Origin of the sequence: uncultured Ruegeria sp., assembly GCF_947497005.1 — a bacterium.
In the GTDB taxonomy this organism is placed as follows: Bacteria; Pseudomonadota; Alphaproteobacteria; order Rhodobacterales; family Rhodobacteraceae; genus Ruegeria.
Genome location: NZ_CANMFF010000027.1, coordinates 1 through 13,042, shown reverse-complemented (window position 1 = coordinate 13,042; position 13,042 = coordinate 1). Strand labels below are relative to the sequence as shown.

The 13,042-nt window shown below is 54.7% G+C and carries 10 protein-coding genes; 3 read left to right on the top strand and 7 right to left on the bottom strand.

Annotation, left to right across the window (positions count from 1 at the left end):
- Nucleotides 1-6: 6 nt before the first annotated feature.
- Genes Q0816_RS23470 through Q0816_RS23455 form a run of 4 tightly spaced genes read right to left on the bottom strand, consistent with a single transcriptional unit; the run spans nt 7 to nt 5,589 of the window.
- Nucleotides 7-786: a hypothetical protein gene (locus tag Q0816_RS23470; RefSeq protein ID WP_298855261.1), complete on the bottom strand. Its 780-nt coding sequence runs from the start codon at nt 784-786 to the stop codon at nt 7-9.
- Nucleotides 787-808: 22 nt separating this feature from the next.
- Nucleotides 809-1,810, bottom strand: a complete 1,002-nt coding sequence (locus Q0816_RS23465; protein ID WP_298855260.1) for a transporter — start codon at nt 1,808-1,810, stop codon at nt 809-811.
- Between the two features lie 55 nt (nt 1,811-1,865).
- The gene (locus Q0816_RS23460; protein ID WP_298855259.1) at nt 1,866-3,746 is read right to left on the bottom strand and encodes a DUF3604 domain-containing protein; all 1,881 of its coding nucleotides are present in this window, start codon (nt 3,744-3,746) and stop codon (nt 1,866-1,868) included.
- Nucleotides 3,747-3,756: 10 nt separating this feature from the next.
- Nucleotides 3,757-5,589, bottom strand: coding sequence for a DUF3604 domain-containing protein (locus Q0816_RS23455; protein WP_298855258.1), 1,833 nt, complete (start codon nt 5,587-5,589; stop codon nt 3,757-3,759).
- A 217-nt stretch (nt 5,590-5,806) separates the two neighbouring features.
- On the opposite strand from Q0816_RS23455, the gene Q0816_RS23450 reads away from it, so the two are divergent.
- Complete coding sequence (locus Q0816_RS23450) at nt 5,807-6,505, top strand: Crp/Fnr family transcriptional regulator (RefSeq protein ID WP_298855257.1); 699 nt, start codon at nt 5,807-5,809, stop codon at nt 6,503-6,505.
- Between the two features lie 136 nt (nt 6,506-6,641).
- A complete protein-coding gene (locus Q0816_RS23445; RefSeq protein WP_298855256.1) occupies nt 6,642-7,634 on the top strand; it encodes a hypothetical protein in 993 nt (330 codons plus the stop codon).
- Between the two features lie 326 nt (nt 7,635-7,960).
- Here Q0816_RS23445 and Q0816_RS23440 read toward each other — a convergent pair whose 3' ends face one another.
- Nucleotides 7,961-8,851 carry an AraC family transcriptional regulator gene (locus tag Q0816_RS23440; RefSeq protein WP_298855255.1) on the bottom strand — a complete coding sequence of 297 codons (891 nt, stop codon included), beginning with the start codon at nt 8,849-8,851 and terminating at the stop codon, nt 7,961-7,963.
- Nucleotides 8,852-9,012: 161 nt separating this feature from the next.
- On the opposite strand from Q0816_RS23440, the gene Q0816_RS23435 reads away from it, so the two are divergent.
- Entirely contained in the window at nt 9,013-9,966 is a 954-nt protein-coding gene (locus Q0816_RS23435) for an SDR family oxidoreductase (RefSeq protein WP_298855254.1), read from the top strand.
- A 234-nt stretch (nt 9,967-10,200) separates the two neighbouring features.
- On the opposite strand, the gene Q0816_RS23430 is transcribed toward Q0816_RS23435, so the two are convergent.
- Nucleotides 10,201-11,292 (bottom strand): GFA family protein, encoded by a 1,092-nt coding sequence (locus Q0816_RS23430; protein WP_298855252.1) that lies wholly within the window; start codon nt 11,290-11,292, stop codon nt 10,201-10,203.
- Nucleotides 11,293-11,503: 211 nt separating this feature from the next.
- Nucleotides 11,504-12,469, bottom strand: a complete 966-nt coding sequence (locus Q0816_RS23425) for an ornithine cyclodeaminase family protein (protein ID WP_298855251.1) — start codon at nt 12,467-12,469, stop codon at nt 11,504-11,506.
- Between the last annotated feature and the right edge of the window lie 573 nt (nt 12,470-13,042).

Sequence of the window (13,042 nt, the reverse complement as noted above, 5' to 3'; positions counted from 1 at the left end):
ATTTCCTTAACCGCCCTTGGGCACCAACAATTTCAGCGTAAAGCTCACCGTGTCGGCCGCCGAAACCACGTCATCGTAAAAATTGTGCTCGTAGGACAAGGACCACTGCCACGGTAATCCGTTGCCGCGGACCAACTTGGACACCTTGACCCCCAGCGGCAGACTGCTGAAATCGCTGGTCTCCCAGTCGTAGACAAAAACCATTTCGGATGTCCCTGCCGACCAACCATTGCCGAGGTTGTAGTTGAAGACAGGCTGGGCCGTAGACAAGTTGACATCGGGCCGGTCGTCATCCCCGGCAAAAGTGAACAAGTTCTGGTTGAATAGGCCCCAAAGCCCCCACTTTTCCTGCTTTGCAAAACCGGCCGCTGGACCCAGTGCCCATTTCTCCGCACTCAGCCCGTCCTCACCTGTTGGTAACAGGGCTACGGCACCCACACCGAGACGACCCCATTGTCGATCAAACGTCACAAGGTCAAACAGTGTGGTGTCACTCAGTCCCGACTGCCCGGTGGCACTGTCCGTCACATAAGGCAGCGTAAGCCGCGCAATGTGGTTGGTTTGTCCCAGCGTGAACGGGATCGCGGCGCGAAATTGCAACAGACTGCTGTCTTCGGGCGAGTTGTGCAGATTGAACGAATGAAATCCCTGAAGCTGGAATGACATGATCGAAGCAGTCGGGTCATTGGCAGCCGATTGCAGCGATTCCGAATTGTCCTGCGCCTGAACACCTGAAGGGACCAAAAGAACAGCCACCAAACACGACAGGTAAATTTTCTTTGACACGTTTAACACCGTGATTTCAATTTCAGAAAGACAGAGAGATCACGGCCGTCAGGATATCGCTTTCGAACCGCCGTTTTGCTGCAAACTCATGCGTATATTTGAGCTTTAGGGAGGCGTCGGCTCCCAGCAAAGTTCCGCCATCATAGGTGACAAGCGGGCCAATACCGCTGACCTGAGCCCGCAGGCTGCTGGCCCCCAGGGCGATCCGGGTGAGCTCGGCGCCTGCACCACTGTCATCTTCAAGCTGATGGTAAGTGTACCCGGCAAGGCCAACCCCCCAGCCCGAGCGGAAGCGTTGCACAACGGCTCCTTCTAATTGAAATGCAGGAGCAGTCTGATAATCGGTCGCATCGTTTTCTTCGCTGAACAACAGGCTGGCCGCGCCTGAAACCTCAAAACCACGTTCCGGAACGAACCAGGTCGCGGCAATGAAGGGCTGGAAAGACCAGACATTCTTGCCTGCATTCAATACTTGGACGCTGCGCTGCTGAATGTTAATAGATGCGGTATTGTATTCGCCAGTCGGGGCATAAACGGTCAGGCCCGTACTGTAATGCAGATTACCGCGATGCCAACCCACCAAACCGGTCAGGCTGATGTCCCCGAAGCTGGAGAGCGTGTCGTCGATCATAGCGCCCTGCAGAGGAGGGCGGATCGCTGTGAACGTGAGTTCAGCAACAGGAAATGGAACAGTGAGGTTTATGGCAGGGGTCCCGCCAAATAGCTGCGCGTCGAAAACCTGAGTTACACCCAGTCGCCAGAGATTGAGCTCGAGGTCTGCGTCTGCTGCAATCGGAAGCCCTGCAAGCGAAACGCCGTCCACGCTGCCGTCCAGATGGTCGAATGTAAGGCTTGTGTAAGTTCCTGGCTCGGGCACGAAACCGGCAAACGTATCTCTGGTTCCCAGAAAATAGGCGCCCAACCCTCCTTCAACCGCAACCGCTGGTTTTACCGGCAGAACTATAAGCGCAGCAATGGCCGTAGCACCCATCGCTGAGCACATCTCGCGCAAAAATATCTTCATTTGTCACCTCGTTCTAACTTCTTGACGCGTTTGCCGCGCTGTTTGCTCTGTCGGATCACGGCGTGTACCAGATGGGCGATGTATAGGCCCGATCCTGAATTGACTCGGGCGCACCTTCTGGGAGTTCGACGCCAAAGAACTTGCGGTCATAGGTTGTCCAGCGCGGGGTTGGAATTTCCAGAACCCGAACATAGTAGAACGCACTTTGCTCAGGATCGAAATCCGGGTCTTCCCAATAACCACCCAAGATGGCCTGACCGATATCGTTGGTATAAGTGGCTTCTCTGGCATTGACGGTGTTGCCGACCAAATCGTCGCAGATGCCTTCAATCACTTCGCGGCCTCCGCAAGAGACGTCATAGACTTTCTCGGATGTGGTCCCATCTGCGTTTAGCCAACCCTTGATGATCTGAACACGGTCTAGATTGGCCCCGTCCGGGTCACGCAAGGCCCGCACAAGGAATCGCGGCGCACGACTTTCACTCTTTCCCAGATCACCCCCCATAGGTACGCCATTGGCGTAGCCGTGCACCGCGAAGTCTGACCGAGGGAGGTCAGATTCTTCAAAATCGTAACCTGCAAATACACGTACGCGGATGCGCGTGCCCGAAGTTGCATAGACTTCTTTGCGCTGCATCGCATCAAATATGGCTTCGCGCGTATTCTCGCGCGCCCATACGGCGGCCAACCCAGACGCTGAGGTTTGCCAGGCCTTAATTGCGTTTTCAGGAGCGCCCAGTCTTCCGGCGATGGTCTCTTCAAAACGGACCGGGTCAGCTGTTGGTTCAAGCTGGGCCACTTTGCCAAAAAAATTGTCTTCGCGCGTTGTCGGCAGTGAGGTATGTGAGTCAGTTGATCCAATCATGCCGAATTTGAATGGGTTCGCACCCAACTGCGCTTCATAAGCCAAACCGCGTCGCAACGCCGGACGTACATACTCATTCGGCAACATCTCGGGCGTTTTGGCATCAGCTCCAAAGTTGGCCGTATCCCAAGTTTCAAAATCAGCAAATGGATCATCTGGTGAAAGCATTGGATGCGCTTCGCCATCCCCCTTCATCTGGGTTACTTCGTACAACGGTTCCCATCGCGCCCGACGCTCGGCATAGGCTTTGTCGATGGGTTCATCCGAGTCATACCGGGTGTCATCGAACATCAGCCCGTTAGAAAGATTGCCGTTGTGCGGAATTGCCAAAACCCGCCCACCGGTTTCCACCTCCAGAGCCTCCATCCAGTCCCACAGAGCTTCAGGGTTTACTCCTGAGTCTGACGAAAGCGGAACGCGGCTGTTAGCGACATCCTTGCCATCTCTGTAGACAACCACGCGGTGCATATTGTTGCCGTTTGGTGTCGATGACCATTCGAACCCAATGATCGCAGAAAAAAGTCCCGGCTCATTTGCGGCATCGGCCGCATCAATGGTTTCTTCCCAAGGCCCTCGGGAAAATTCAGGGTTGTTCGAATATGGATTCTTGCCTTCGAACCGGGACCCGGCCCAAAGGTTCCATGCTTCTCCGGCGGCCTCGGCAGATCCATCCTGGACATACCCATGCAAAGTCCGACCAAATTCGGTATCCAGAACAGCAGGGTCGTCTCGTTTCAGCATCGGTGCTACGCCAAGCCCCTCAGCGTGGTCCGAAATCACAAGCCAGTCCAACGGGCGCACGAGACGCACAGGTACACCCATCGAAGAAACCACCTCTTCTCCTTTGGCGAATTTGAACGCCTCGGCGGGACCCAGGTTGTTTCCGATCATGCCCGCATCCGGCGAATAAGAGGTGTGCAGATGGGTATCGCCAAACAGCACCTGATTGGGAAAATCCTGTTGAGGATAAGGTGAATACTCACGGTCGCCCGGATTCCACGGCGGCGCATCCTGCGCGATGGCTGCTGAGCAGACCGCCATGGCAGATATAGTTAGTGCTTTCAAATACATGGTAAATTCCTCAGGATGGCGTGTACCAGATGGGCGAAGTGTAGGCGCGTTCCTGGATCGAAACCGGAGCACCCTCGGGCAGTTCGGTCCCAAAGAACTTGGCGTCAAAGGTCGTCCAGCGCGGCGATGGAATCTCAAGCACGCGAACGTAATAGAACGCCGATTGCGCGAGATCGAAATCCGGGTCTTCCCAGAAGCCTGCAAGAATGGCCTGACCGATATCGTTGGTCCAGGTGGCTGTTTCCTGATCCACCGTATCACCGACAGGACCATCGCAGTCCCCGTCAACCAACTCGCGCCCGCCGCAGGCAATGTCGAACACCCGCTCGGTGGTTGTGCCGTCAGCATTCATCCAACCTTTGACGATCTGGATGCGGTCCAGATTAGCCCCATCTGGATCACGCAGGGCCCGCACCAAAAAACGCGGCGCACGATCATCGCCCGAGGCGACTAAATCCGCACCCATCGGAACTCCGTTTTCATAGCCGTGAACATCGAAATCGGAACGCTGCAGGTCGGACTCTTCAAAATCGTATCCCGCAAAGACCCGGACCCGCATGCGTGTTCCGGTGGTCGCAAAGACTTCACGCCGCATCATCGCGTCAAAGATGGCCTCGCGCGTGTTTTCACGAGCCCAGACAGCGGCGAGGCCCGAGGCAGAGGTTTCCCATGCTTTGATCTGGTTGGCCTCATCGCCAAGCCGGCCGGTGATGGCCTCGTTAAACCGCATCTCATGGGCCGAAGGCTCAAGAGCCGTGATCTTGCCAAAGAAGTTCTCTTCCCGCGAAGTGGGCAGAGACGTGTGCGCATCCGTGGACCCGATCATCCCAAACTTAAACGGGTTCGCGCCAAGCGCGGCCTGATGTTGGAGACCCAAACGATAGGCGGAGCGCGCATATTCGCGGGGCAGCATTTCCGGTGTTTTGACTTCGGTTCCGAAACTGCCTTTGTCCCATGTTTCGAAATCAGCGAAGGCGTCATCAGGGGACAAGGCTGGGTGGGTTTCTCCGTCCCCTTTCATTTGAGTTACTTCATAAAGAGGCTCCAGACGCTGCCGACGCTCGGCATATCCGGCAGACAGGGGCTCTCCAGAGAACCGTTTATCGTCGAACATCAACCCGTTGGACAGGTTTCCATTATGTGGGATGGCCAGAAGCTGGCCACCGGTTTCCGACTGGTATTCCTCCATCCAGTCCCACAGCGCCTCGGGATCATTGCTGAGCTCATTGGACAGCGGGATACGGGTGTTGGCCTCTTCCTTGCCGTCCCGATAGACAACTACTCGGTGCAGGTTGTTGCCGTCCGGGGCCGAACTCCATTCATATCCGATGAAGGCGGTAAAATGACCGGGTACGTAGGCCTCTTCAGCGGCATCGATGATCTCTTCCCACGGAACCTTGGGCACATTTTGATCCGAAGCCAGATGGTTCGTGCCTTCATACGCGCGGCCGAGCCAAAGGTTGTACGCAGCCTGGGTGCTCTCAATCGTCTTCTGACTGACCAGTTCGTAAAGTTCTGCGCCCAGGGGGTCTTCCAACAATGTCGGATCAGCGCGTGTCAGCAGCGGCGCGATGCCAAGACCGTCGGAATGATCGGATACCACCAACCAGTCGAGTGGTTTCTGCAATCTGGCGGGAATCCCGGTGGACGCAACCACCGTTTCGCCCTTGGCGAACTTATAGGCGTCCGCGGGCGACAGTTTGTTAAAAACCAGCCCGGCATCCCAAGAATAGGACGTGTGCAGGTGGGTGTCGCCAAAGAAGACCTGATTGGGAAAACTCTGTTCCGGGTATGGTGAATATTCAGCCCGATCTGGCGCAACATTGGGCGCATCCTGCGCCATAGCCGAATGTGCTATTATGCCTGCAATGCAAGTTACAGCAACGCAACTGATCGCAGAAGTCGAGAATAGAAGCCCACGAGAATTCTGAGCGGAATACATGCCTAATGCCCCCATAATATCGTTTATTATCAGGTAACTATGTTATTGTAACGTGAACGTTATTGGGCAAAGCTAACAGAACAGTTTTCAAAATACTTTCCCAAATGGGGTAATTGCGATGAAGAAGAAATCTAAAGATGCATTTTACCCTATCTTTTCTTCAGCGTGGCTAGCAGGCGTATCTCAAGGAAGCTTAGAAAAACTCGAGCAGATTTCGGAAATCGTTGCGTACAAGGATAAGGAAACGATTTACGCAATTGGCGGGCCCCAGAATTCGCTTTACGGAACTGTTTCGGGAAAGGTTCAGGTCCGTCTCACACTGACAGAAATGGAGCCGGTCCTGGGTCATATCCACCACCCTGGTGCCTGGTTTGGTGAATCAGAGTTGTTGCTTGATGTTGACGGTTTGGTTGAGATGAAGGCAGCAGGCGATGTCAGACTGGTCAGGATCGCGTATTCCCGATTTCGGCCACTGGCAAATGCGCGCCCTGATCTGTGGGAGGCATTTGCCCGCCTCAGTTCGATGAACCAACTGCTGGCCATGTCCGCGGCCAACGACCTTGCACAACGAAATACCCGAAAACGCATCGCTGCCGCGCTTTTGCGATTGGGCGGATGGCGTGGCGTTTTGCAGGGCGCTGAACCGACAGACACCGTTGTTGCCAGCCAGCAGGAACTTGCGGACCTGTCGAACATCGCCCTGTCCAAGATCTCTGTTTATTTGGGGGAAATGGCAACCGAAGGCCTGATACGTCTGGAATATGGTCGCACCGTCTTAGTCGATTTGGACGGGTTGCGGCGCGTGGTCGAGGAATAGAGTGATGCGTGCTGCTGCATGTCATAACCGTAGCCAATCTTGGAATAAGCTGCCCCCGGCCTTTTCAAGGGTTTTCATACTTGTTTCGATCTTCTGTTTTGGACTATTTGATTCGCGTTCGGCTTTGGCATGCCAAGTGTGCGTCACGCTGCCCGAGGCCTCACTTGCGGATCATTTGATCACGGCCGACGTCGTCGTCATGGCAGGACCAGCGCAGGACAATCCATTCAAGTTTGCCCCGCGTCAGATCATTAAAGGCACATCGGACGATCTGGAGAGATTTCCTGAAATTCCATTCTTGATCGACAGCACAACCTGCGCTGCCTTCCGCGCTGACCCCGAGATGTCAGTTCTGCTGACTTACGGAACACTTGCCAAGGATGGTGCCAGACGCGGCTTGTCACGCAAGTGGACAAGGATATTCACGCTGACCCCCGAGCGCGAAAAATTCTTGGAAGCGCTTTGGACCGAAGCCGAGCTGTGGCAGGGCCGCACTACGGCATCCAATGCGCACGTTGCGTTTTTTGCCCGATACGTTTCGCACGAAGATCGGGTGCTAAGAGATACTGCCCTAATAGAAATCGACCGTGCACCTTACGCAAGCATCCAGACGTTGCGTAACACAGTTGCGGCAGACGCGTTGTTGCGCGAGTTCGACAGTCTTACTCGCATGAGCTTTGTCCCGATCGCGATCCGATTGCTGGGCCTGCAGGTCGATGATGACAAAGCCAGAAAAATTGTCCGATCACGTTATCCCGGGTCGGTTCTTCAAGGCTCGGGATATGCGTATGATCGGGCTCTGGCTGGGATATCTGTCGATGGGTCAGACGCGATCATGGCTGTCGACGCCGCGTTAGGGTCAGCAAACCTCAAACAGGACCATAAACGATCTCTCATTCGCGCCTTGGCTGACTCCGGTACAGTGTCACCTGCCCTCAGAAATCAGATCATCAGGATTTTTTCCCGCGAGTTGGAACAGGATCACTCGTCGGCTTTGGAGATTGCGATTGCCATGCGCGATTGGAATGAGAAACGTCTGGACAGCCAGTTCGCAAACTTGCTCGAAAACGAAGACGTTGATCCGGTCACTCAGTTCGTCATTCAAACCAAATTGGCACCAAAAAACTGAATGCCAACAGTGTTTCCTCAGAGTGTTGAAGCGGCGCTACGCCTGCGCGCGACGTCGGCGATTGCACTAGCGTATTTTGTCACACAACGGTTTGGGTAGCGAGTTAGAGCAACTCTAAGTCTTGAAAAGCTGACCTTCGTGCAGAGTGCGGCATCGATCAAATCGGGCTCACAGTTGACTTCGGATGCAACGCAGCATCTTGCTGGCAGGCCTGCGTCGCTCGGATGGGGAACGGCCCTTACCGGTCACTCAACTATGGACCAGAATGCTGCAGTCGCAGCCCGCTTTCCGGACATTCGCTGCAAGCCGGCAGTGAAAGGTGACCCTTAGTTCAATCGTTGAGGCACCTGCGACGCGTTGCTCCATTGTCGGGGCGACTGGCCGTACATCCGCTTGAACTCGCGGCTGAACTGAGAGGAGCTTTGATAGCCCACGTCCCAGGCCGCCTCGGACACTGTCTTTCCTTCGGCGATCTTCATCGCTGCGTTGTTCAGCCGCATCGATTTCACAAACTGTATTGGGGACATTGTCGTGGCTTCCTTGAACCTCCGATGGAAGACTGCGCGGCTCATACCCACATGATCGGCCATGTCGTCGATGGTGACCTGTTCGTTCAGGTGGTTCGCGAGGTAGTCGATGGTGCGCGCGATTTCGTTGCCGATGCCAAAGGCACGTCTTGCGGCGACCCCGGCCTCGCCCATGAGCACCGCGTAACACAATTCGCGCAGTCGTCCCGGTCCAAGGACTTCTAGATCAACCGGGTTGTCGAGCAGCTTGAGAAGTCGCAACAGAGCCTGTGTGAACCCAATATCCCAAGACGCCAATGCCAAAGCCGACGACGCTCCGCCCTGAGACTGTCTAATGCCACCGGCAGCCGTCTCTATCTCCATGGTGAGCGCGCGCATCACTCGTGGCGCCAAAGTGATCACTACGCCGAGCAGAGGATTCTCTTCAGAAGCGTGTGGCGTGCCCGCCTCGACTGGTAGCGTCATTGGGCACAGCAGGTATTTGTCACTGCCGTAGATGTGGTGCTCACCGTCCAGTACAGCTTCCTTGGTGCCGTTGAGGATGGCCACGACTGTAGGCTCGTAGACGGCGGGCACGCAAGGAATAGCCTCGGTCACCCGGAATAGCTGGACGCCCTCAAACGCGGTGTCGACAAGGCCTGCCTTGGGCAGACGGCGCTCGATAAGGTCTTTGATCTGTTCTTTGCTCATGCGCTCTAGCTGGCAGAGGACTTTCATCTTTGCAATGAAGTTGAGACGAATGGGCAAGTAGTCGAGAGGATATCGCCTGTTTACTTGCCCAGCCTGGTTCTATCTGTGCTTTCAGACAATAGCACCCGAAACCGCCAGCTTGGACTGGCAGGAGACAGAAAATGGCAGATACGACATTTGGCCCTAAAGGCTGGACACCCGAACGTCTCGTCGACCAGTCAGGCAAGACCTATGTCGTCACCGGCGCCAACGCTGGCGCAGGCTTTCAAGCCGCGCGCATTCTTCTGAAGAAGAACGCGAAAGTGGTGATGCTGAACCGCTCGGCCGAGAAATCCGAGGTGGCGATTGCGGACCTGAAACAGGAATTCGGCGCGAAAGCCGACGTGAGCTTCATCCGCATGGATCTGTCAATCCTGGACAGTGTGCGCGAGGCGGCAGAAGAAGTCTTGAAGACCGTGCCCCGCATCGACGCACTGATCAACAACGCGGCTATCGCGCAGGTGCCGACCCGCAAGCTGACCGTAGACGGGTTCGAAAGCCAGCTTGGCACCAATCACTACGGACACTTTCTGCTCAACGGTTTGCTTTTTGACCGCATCGCCGAAAGCAAAGGCCGCGTCGTGGTCGTCGCCAGCCTCGGCTACAACATGGGCCTCAAGACCGTCAAGTTCGATGACATGAACTGGGATGAGGGCTACGGCGCAAACACTGCATATTCCCAGAGCAAACTGGCGCAGATGATGTTTGCCTACGAATTGCAGGACCGACTGGCTGCTGCGGGGCGCACGGATATCGAGGTTTTCGTCTGTCATCCGGGCTCGTCAGCCACATCGCTGATCACCACCAGCGGTAGCCGTACAATGCGGTTCATCTGGTGGCTGATGACCAAGACGCCGATGGTACAGACTGCGGAACAGGGCTCATACCCAGAAGTCATGTGCGCGACAGAAGAGGCCCTAACCGAGCAACGCGCCCTCTACGGCCCGACGGGCCGTATGGAAGCGATCGGTCCTGTCGGCAAAGGCACACTGAACGCCCACGCCCATGACAAAGCTGTCATGTCGCGTCTCTGGGAGGTGTCTGAAAAGGCTGTGGGATTTAAGTGGAAACTCTGATCCCATTGCCACCGGCACCTGCAAAGCAAATGCACACCGGTTGGGCCAAGAGGACGCGGCAATGTGATTGCAGCGCGCAGTAAGGGTCGTTTTTTGAAAGCGGCCCAAACCGGTCACTCGACCGAGGGTCGAAATGCCGCGTTCGCAGCCCACATTCCAGACCTTCGCTGCGGGAGCATATCGGTGTCTTAGGTTATGACGGGAATGCGGACAAAGTTGCCGTTACTCACTGTCTCAGGTCTGATCGGACTTCTTTCTTTTTTGCCTGTTGGCAACGCGCGTCTCAGAAGACGACGGTGTTGGTCCAGAACTTGGTTCGCCTACAGAAACCCAACGAGAGGACATCCGCAGATCTTCTTCTGTTCTAATTCTGGGTAAGTCGTCATGTATGTCGACCCACGGGATTTGACTTTCCACTCCATAGTGCAGTTCGGGTGGAAAATCGGCTGGGTTGTCCAGTGTTCCAACCCGGATTGAATAATACCCGATGTCGCTAATGTCGGTATAAATGCTCGTCCCGCAATTCTTGCAAAAGGCTCGCTCAGAGAGCTTCGAAGAAGCATACAAACCGGGTTCCTCACCCTCGAAAGTCACATTTGGCTTCTCAAAAATCGCCCATGCATTCACAGGAGAGCCAAGAGCCAGTTGGCAATGCCTGCAATGGCAAAAACCGACTGCAACTGGCAGAGACCAGACCTGATACCGAATTGCGCCGCACAGACATCCACCTGCAGTGACCGGTTCACTTTTCGCCGCTGTGAGGAAAGGCCACCCAATTGGCTTCGCCTCTTCACCGGAAGCTGTCAAAGTCGAACGATAAGCGCGGACAGGCTGAACGATGTTTTTCAGCTTTCGATGGCCAATATCTACAAACGAATGCTCAATCTTTTCTTTGACTTGGTCCAAGACGCTCCCGGAGACGCAGAGCTCACCGGGTTTGGCAATTTCTTGAAGTCGGGACGCCTGATTGACACCGTCGCCAAAGATATCGTCGCCTATGACAACAATATCACCAAGATTTACGCCAATACGAAAGGTGATTTTTTGTTTACCCGCGTTATCAGCTTCACGTTCAGCCATAACCGTCTGGACTTCCAGCGCGCAAGCGACCGCATCAACAGCAGTAGGAAACTCAATCAGTAGGCCGTCGCCCATCGATTTGACTACACGCCCGTTATGAGTCGAGACCAGACGTGACACGATGCCGTCAAAATACATGCCGAGCCGCGTCAGAGTGCCTGCTTCGTCTCTTTGCATAAGGCCCGAGTATCCCACGACATCGATCGAAACGATAGCAGCAAGTTTTCTGATCTCTGGCTTTGGCATGTGGTCAAGTTACGGCAGTTTAACTAGCACGCATAGTCTGCGTCGTTGGTTGCGATGATTATGATTTCGCCTGAATTTCAGACACGCCACATAGCATTTGAACGACTGCCTGGAGCTCAGAAACGGTCATTCAGTGAAATCTGTTACATCTGGTATGCGGGCGGAAGCTGCCGTCCGGTACGTGGAAGTGGATACCAGCTTCTGACTCTTTTCAGAGCGAAGTTCCCAATTTAGCAGCCTTCACACGGTAAAAGGCTTCTACCGCGATCGCGGTGTCCTGTGCGCCAGTTCCCGTCAAGTCGCAGATCGTCACGGCACCAGTTGGGCGCGAAAATTGGTCCGCTCCTGAAATGATTGAACCGAGTTCTAATACTTTTCTGCTGCCTTCGCCTAAATTCTGAAGCTCGCCGCCGATGACGCACTGATCAATCACATCACAAACCACGACGTTTGCGCGCTCGAGTACGTTCGAATGTAGTTCTTGTTTACCTGGTAAATCTGACCCCATGGCAGTGATGTGCAAGTCAGTGTGAAGCCATTCGGCCATAATGATTGGCTCCGTCGCAGGGGTCGTAGTGACGACAACTTGCGCAGACGTCACCAAATCCGCGAGGGACTGGCAGGGTTCCACCGGAATTCCAAGTAGACTTGTCATTTCAGTACAGTAGCTCGAAACAGATGCCGCGCTGCGCCCATAAACCAGAAGGCGTTCGAATCTACGCACAAGGGCGAGGCTTTCAATCTGATATCGGGCCTGAACGCCTGTGCCGACCACGCCGACAGTTTTGGTTTCTTGGGGTGCCAGGTACTTTGCAGCCACCGCACCGGCAAGTCCGGTGCGCAGGTTCATCAAATATCCGTTGTCTAGGAATATACAATCAAAGGCACCTGTCTTTGCGCTCATCAAAGCGATGATACTACTGCAACTGGGCAGTCCGATCTGCGGGTTCCGAAAGAAGCCGGTGGCGATTTTGACAGCAAGATGCTCAATGCCATTCACAAAAGCGCCCTTTGTGTCGACAGCACTATCCTCATCAATGTCGATATGCATAACTGGCGGCATTGAAATACGCCCTTCCGAAATCCACGAAAAGGACCGCTCGGTTGCGCCCAACGACCCTTTGTCTATCGGAAGACAATTTCTCAACTCTGCTTCGGTGACAACCAAGGTGCCCATTGCAACTACTCCTTAGCGCGTATGCGAACGGTATTGCATAGCCTACTGTAGTGTCATCCGCGAAGTCGCGAACCAGACTTTCGCCGCGAAACGGAAATCTGGCAAAGAGGGTTCCTTGCAGACCTCGGTGCGGACGCAGCATGTGAACCCTTGAGCCACCGCGCCTCGTCGAGGACGGCCCAAAGGAGAACTTCACCGATGCGTCAAGACTGCTTCACAACTGCTCAAAAGCGGACATTCGAGCATCTTGCGGTGCATTGAGCTTTCACTGGGCAGGTTCAACCATCGCGCAGAAAACTATGACCAGTGCATCCAAACGACTTGGTTCACGCGTTTGCATGTGTATCATACAAAAGGACAGTTCCGCCGCGCAGAATTACACAGTCCTTGGCGGTACTTCTGCGGAGTGTTGTTAATGCCCGCCATCGACGATCTCTCTTGGCCGGAAGCCTACAAAGAGCTTCTGCCATTGATAACTGACCGCTGGTCGGTAAAGGGTGAAATCTACTTTCACCGACAACTAAGTGCAGGCAAGTCTGGCGCTCTTGTCTATATTGTCGACATCACATGCGA

What these genes read in the sequence shown, in the direction of transcription:
- Q0816_RS23440 (WP_298855255.1), bottom strand. Translation starts at nt 8,851, where the DNA reads ATGAGCAAAGAACAGATCAAAGACCTTATCGAGCGCCGTCTGCCCAAG.
- Q0816_RS23430 (WP_298855252.1), bottom strand. Translation starts at nt 11,292, where the DNA reads ATGCCAAAGCCAGAGATCAGAAAACTTGCTGCTATCGTTTCGATCGAT.
- Q0816_RS23450 (WP_298855257.1), top strand. Translation starts at nt 5,807, where the DNA reads ATGAAGAAGAAATCTAAAGATGCATTTTACCCTATCTTTTCTTCAGCG.
- Q0816_RS23455 (WP_298855258.1), bottom strand. Translation starts at nt 5,589, where the DNA reads ATGGCGCAGGATGCGCCCAATGTTGCGCCAGATCGGGCTGAATATTCA.
- Q0816_RS23460 (WP_298855259.1), bottom strand. Translation starts at nt 3,746, where the DNA reads ATGTATTTGAAAGCACTAACTATATCTGCCATGGCGGTCTGCTCAGCA.
- Q0816_RS23425 (WP_298855251.1), bottom strand. Translation starts at nt 12,469, where the DNA reads ATGGGCACCTTGGTTGTCACCGAAGCAGAGTTGAGAAATTGTCTTCCG.
- Q0816_RS23435 (WP_298855254.1), top strand. Translation starts at nt 9,013, where the DNA reads ATGGCAGATACGACATTTGGCCCTAAAGGCTGGACACCCGAACGTCTC.
- Q0816_RS23465 (WP_298855260.1), bottom strand. Translation starts at nt 1,810, where the DNA reads ATGAAGATATTTTTGCGCGAGATGTGCTCAGCGATGGGTGCTACGGCC.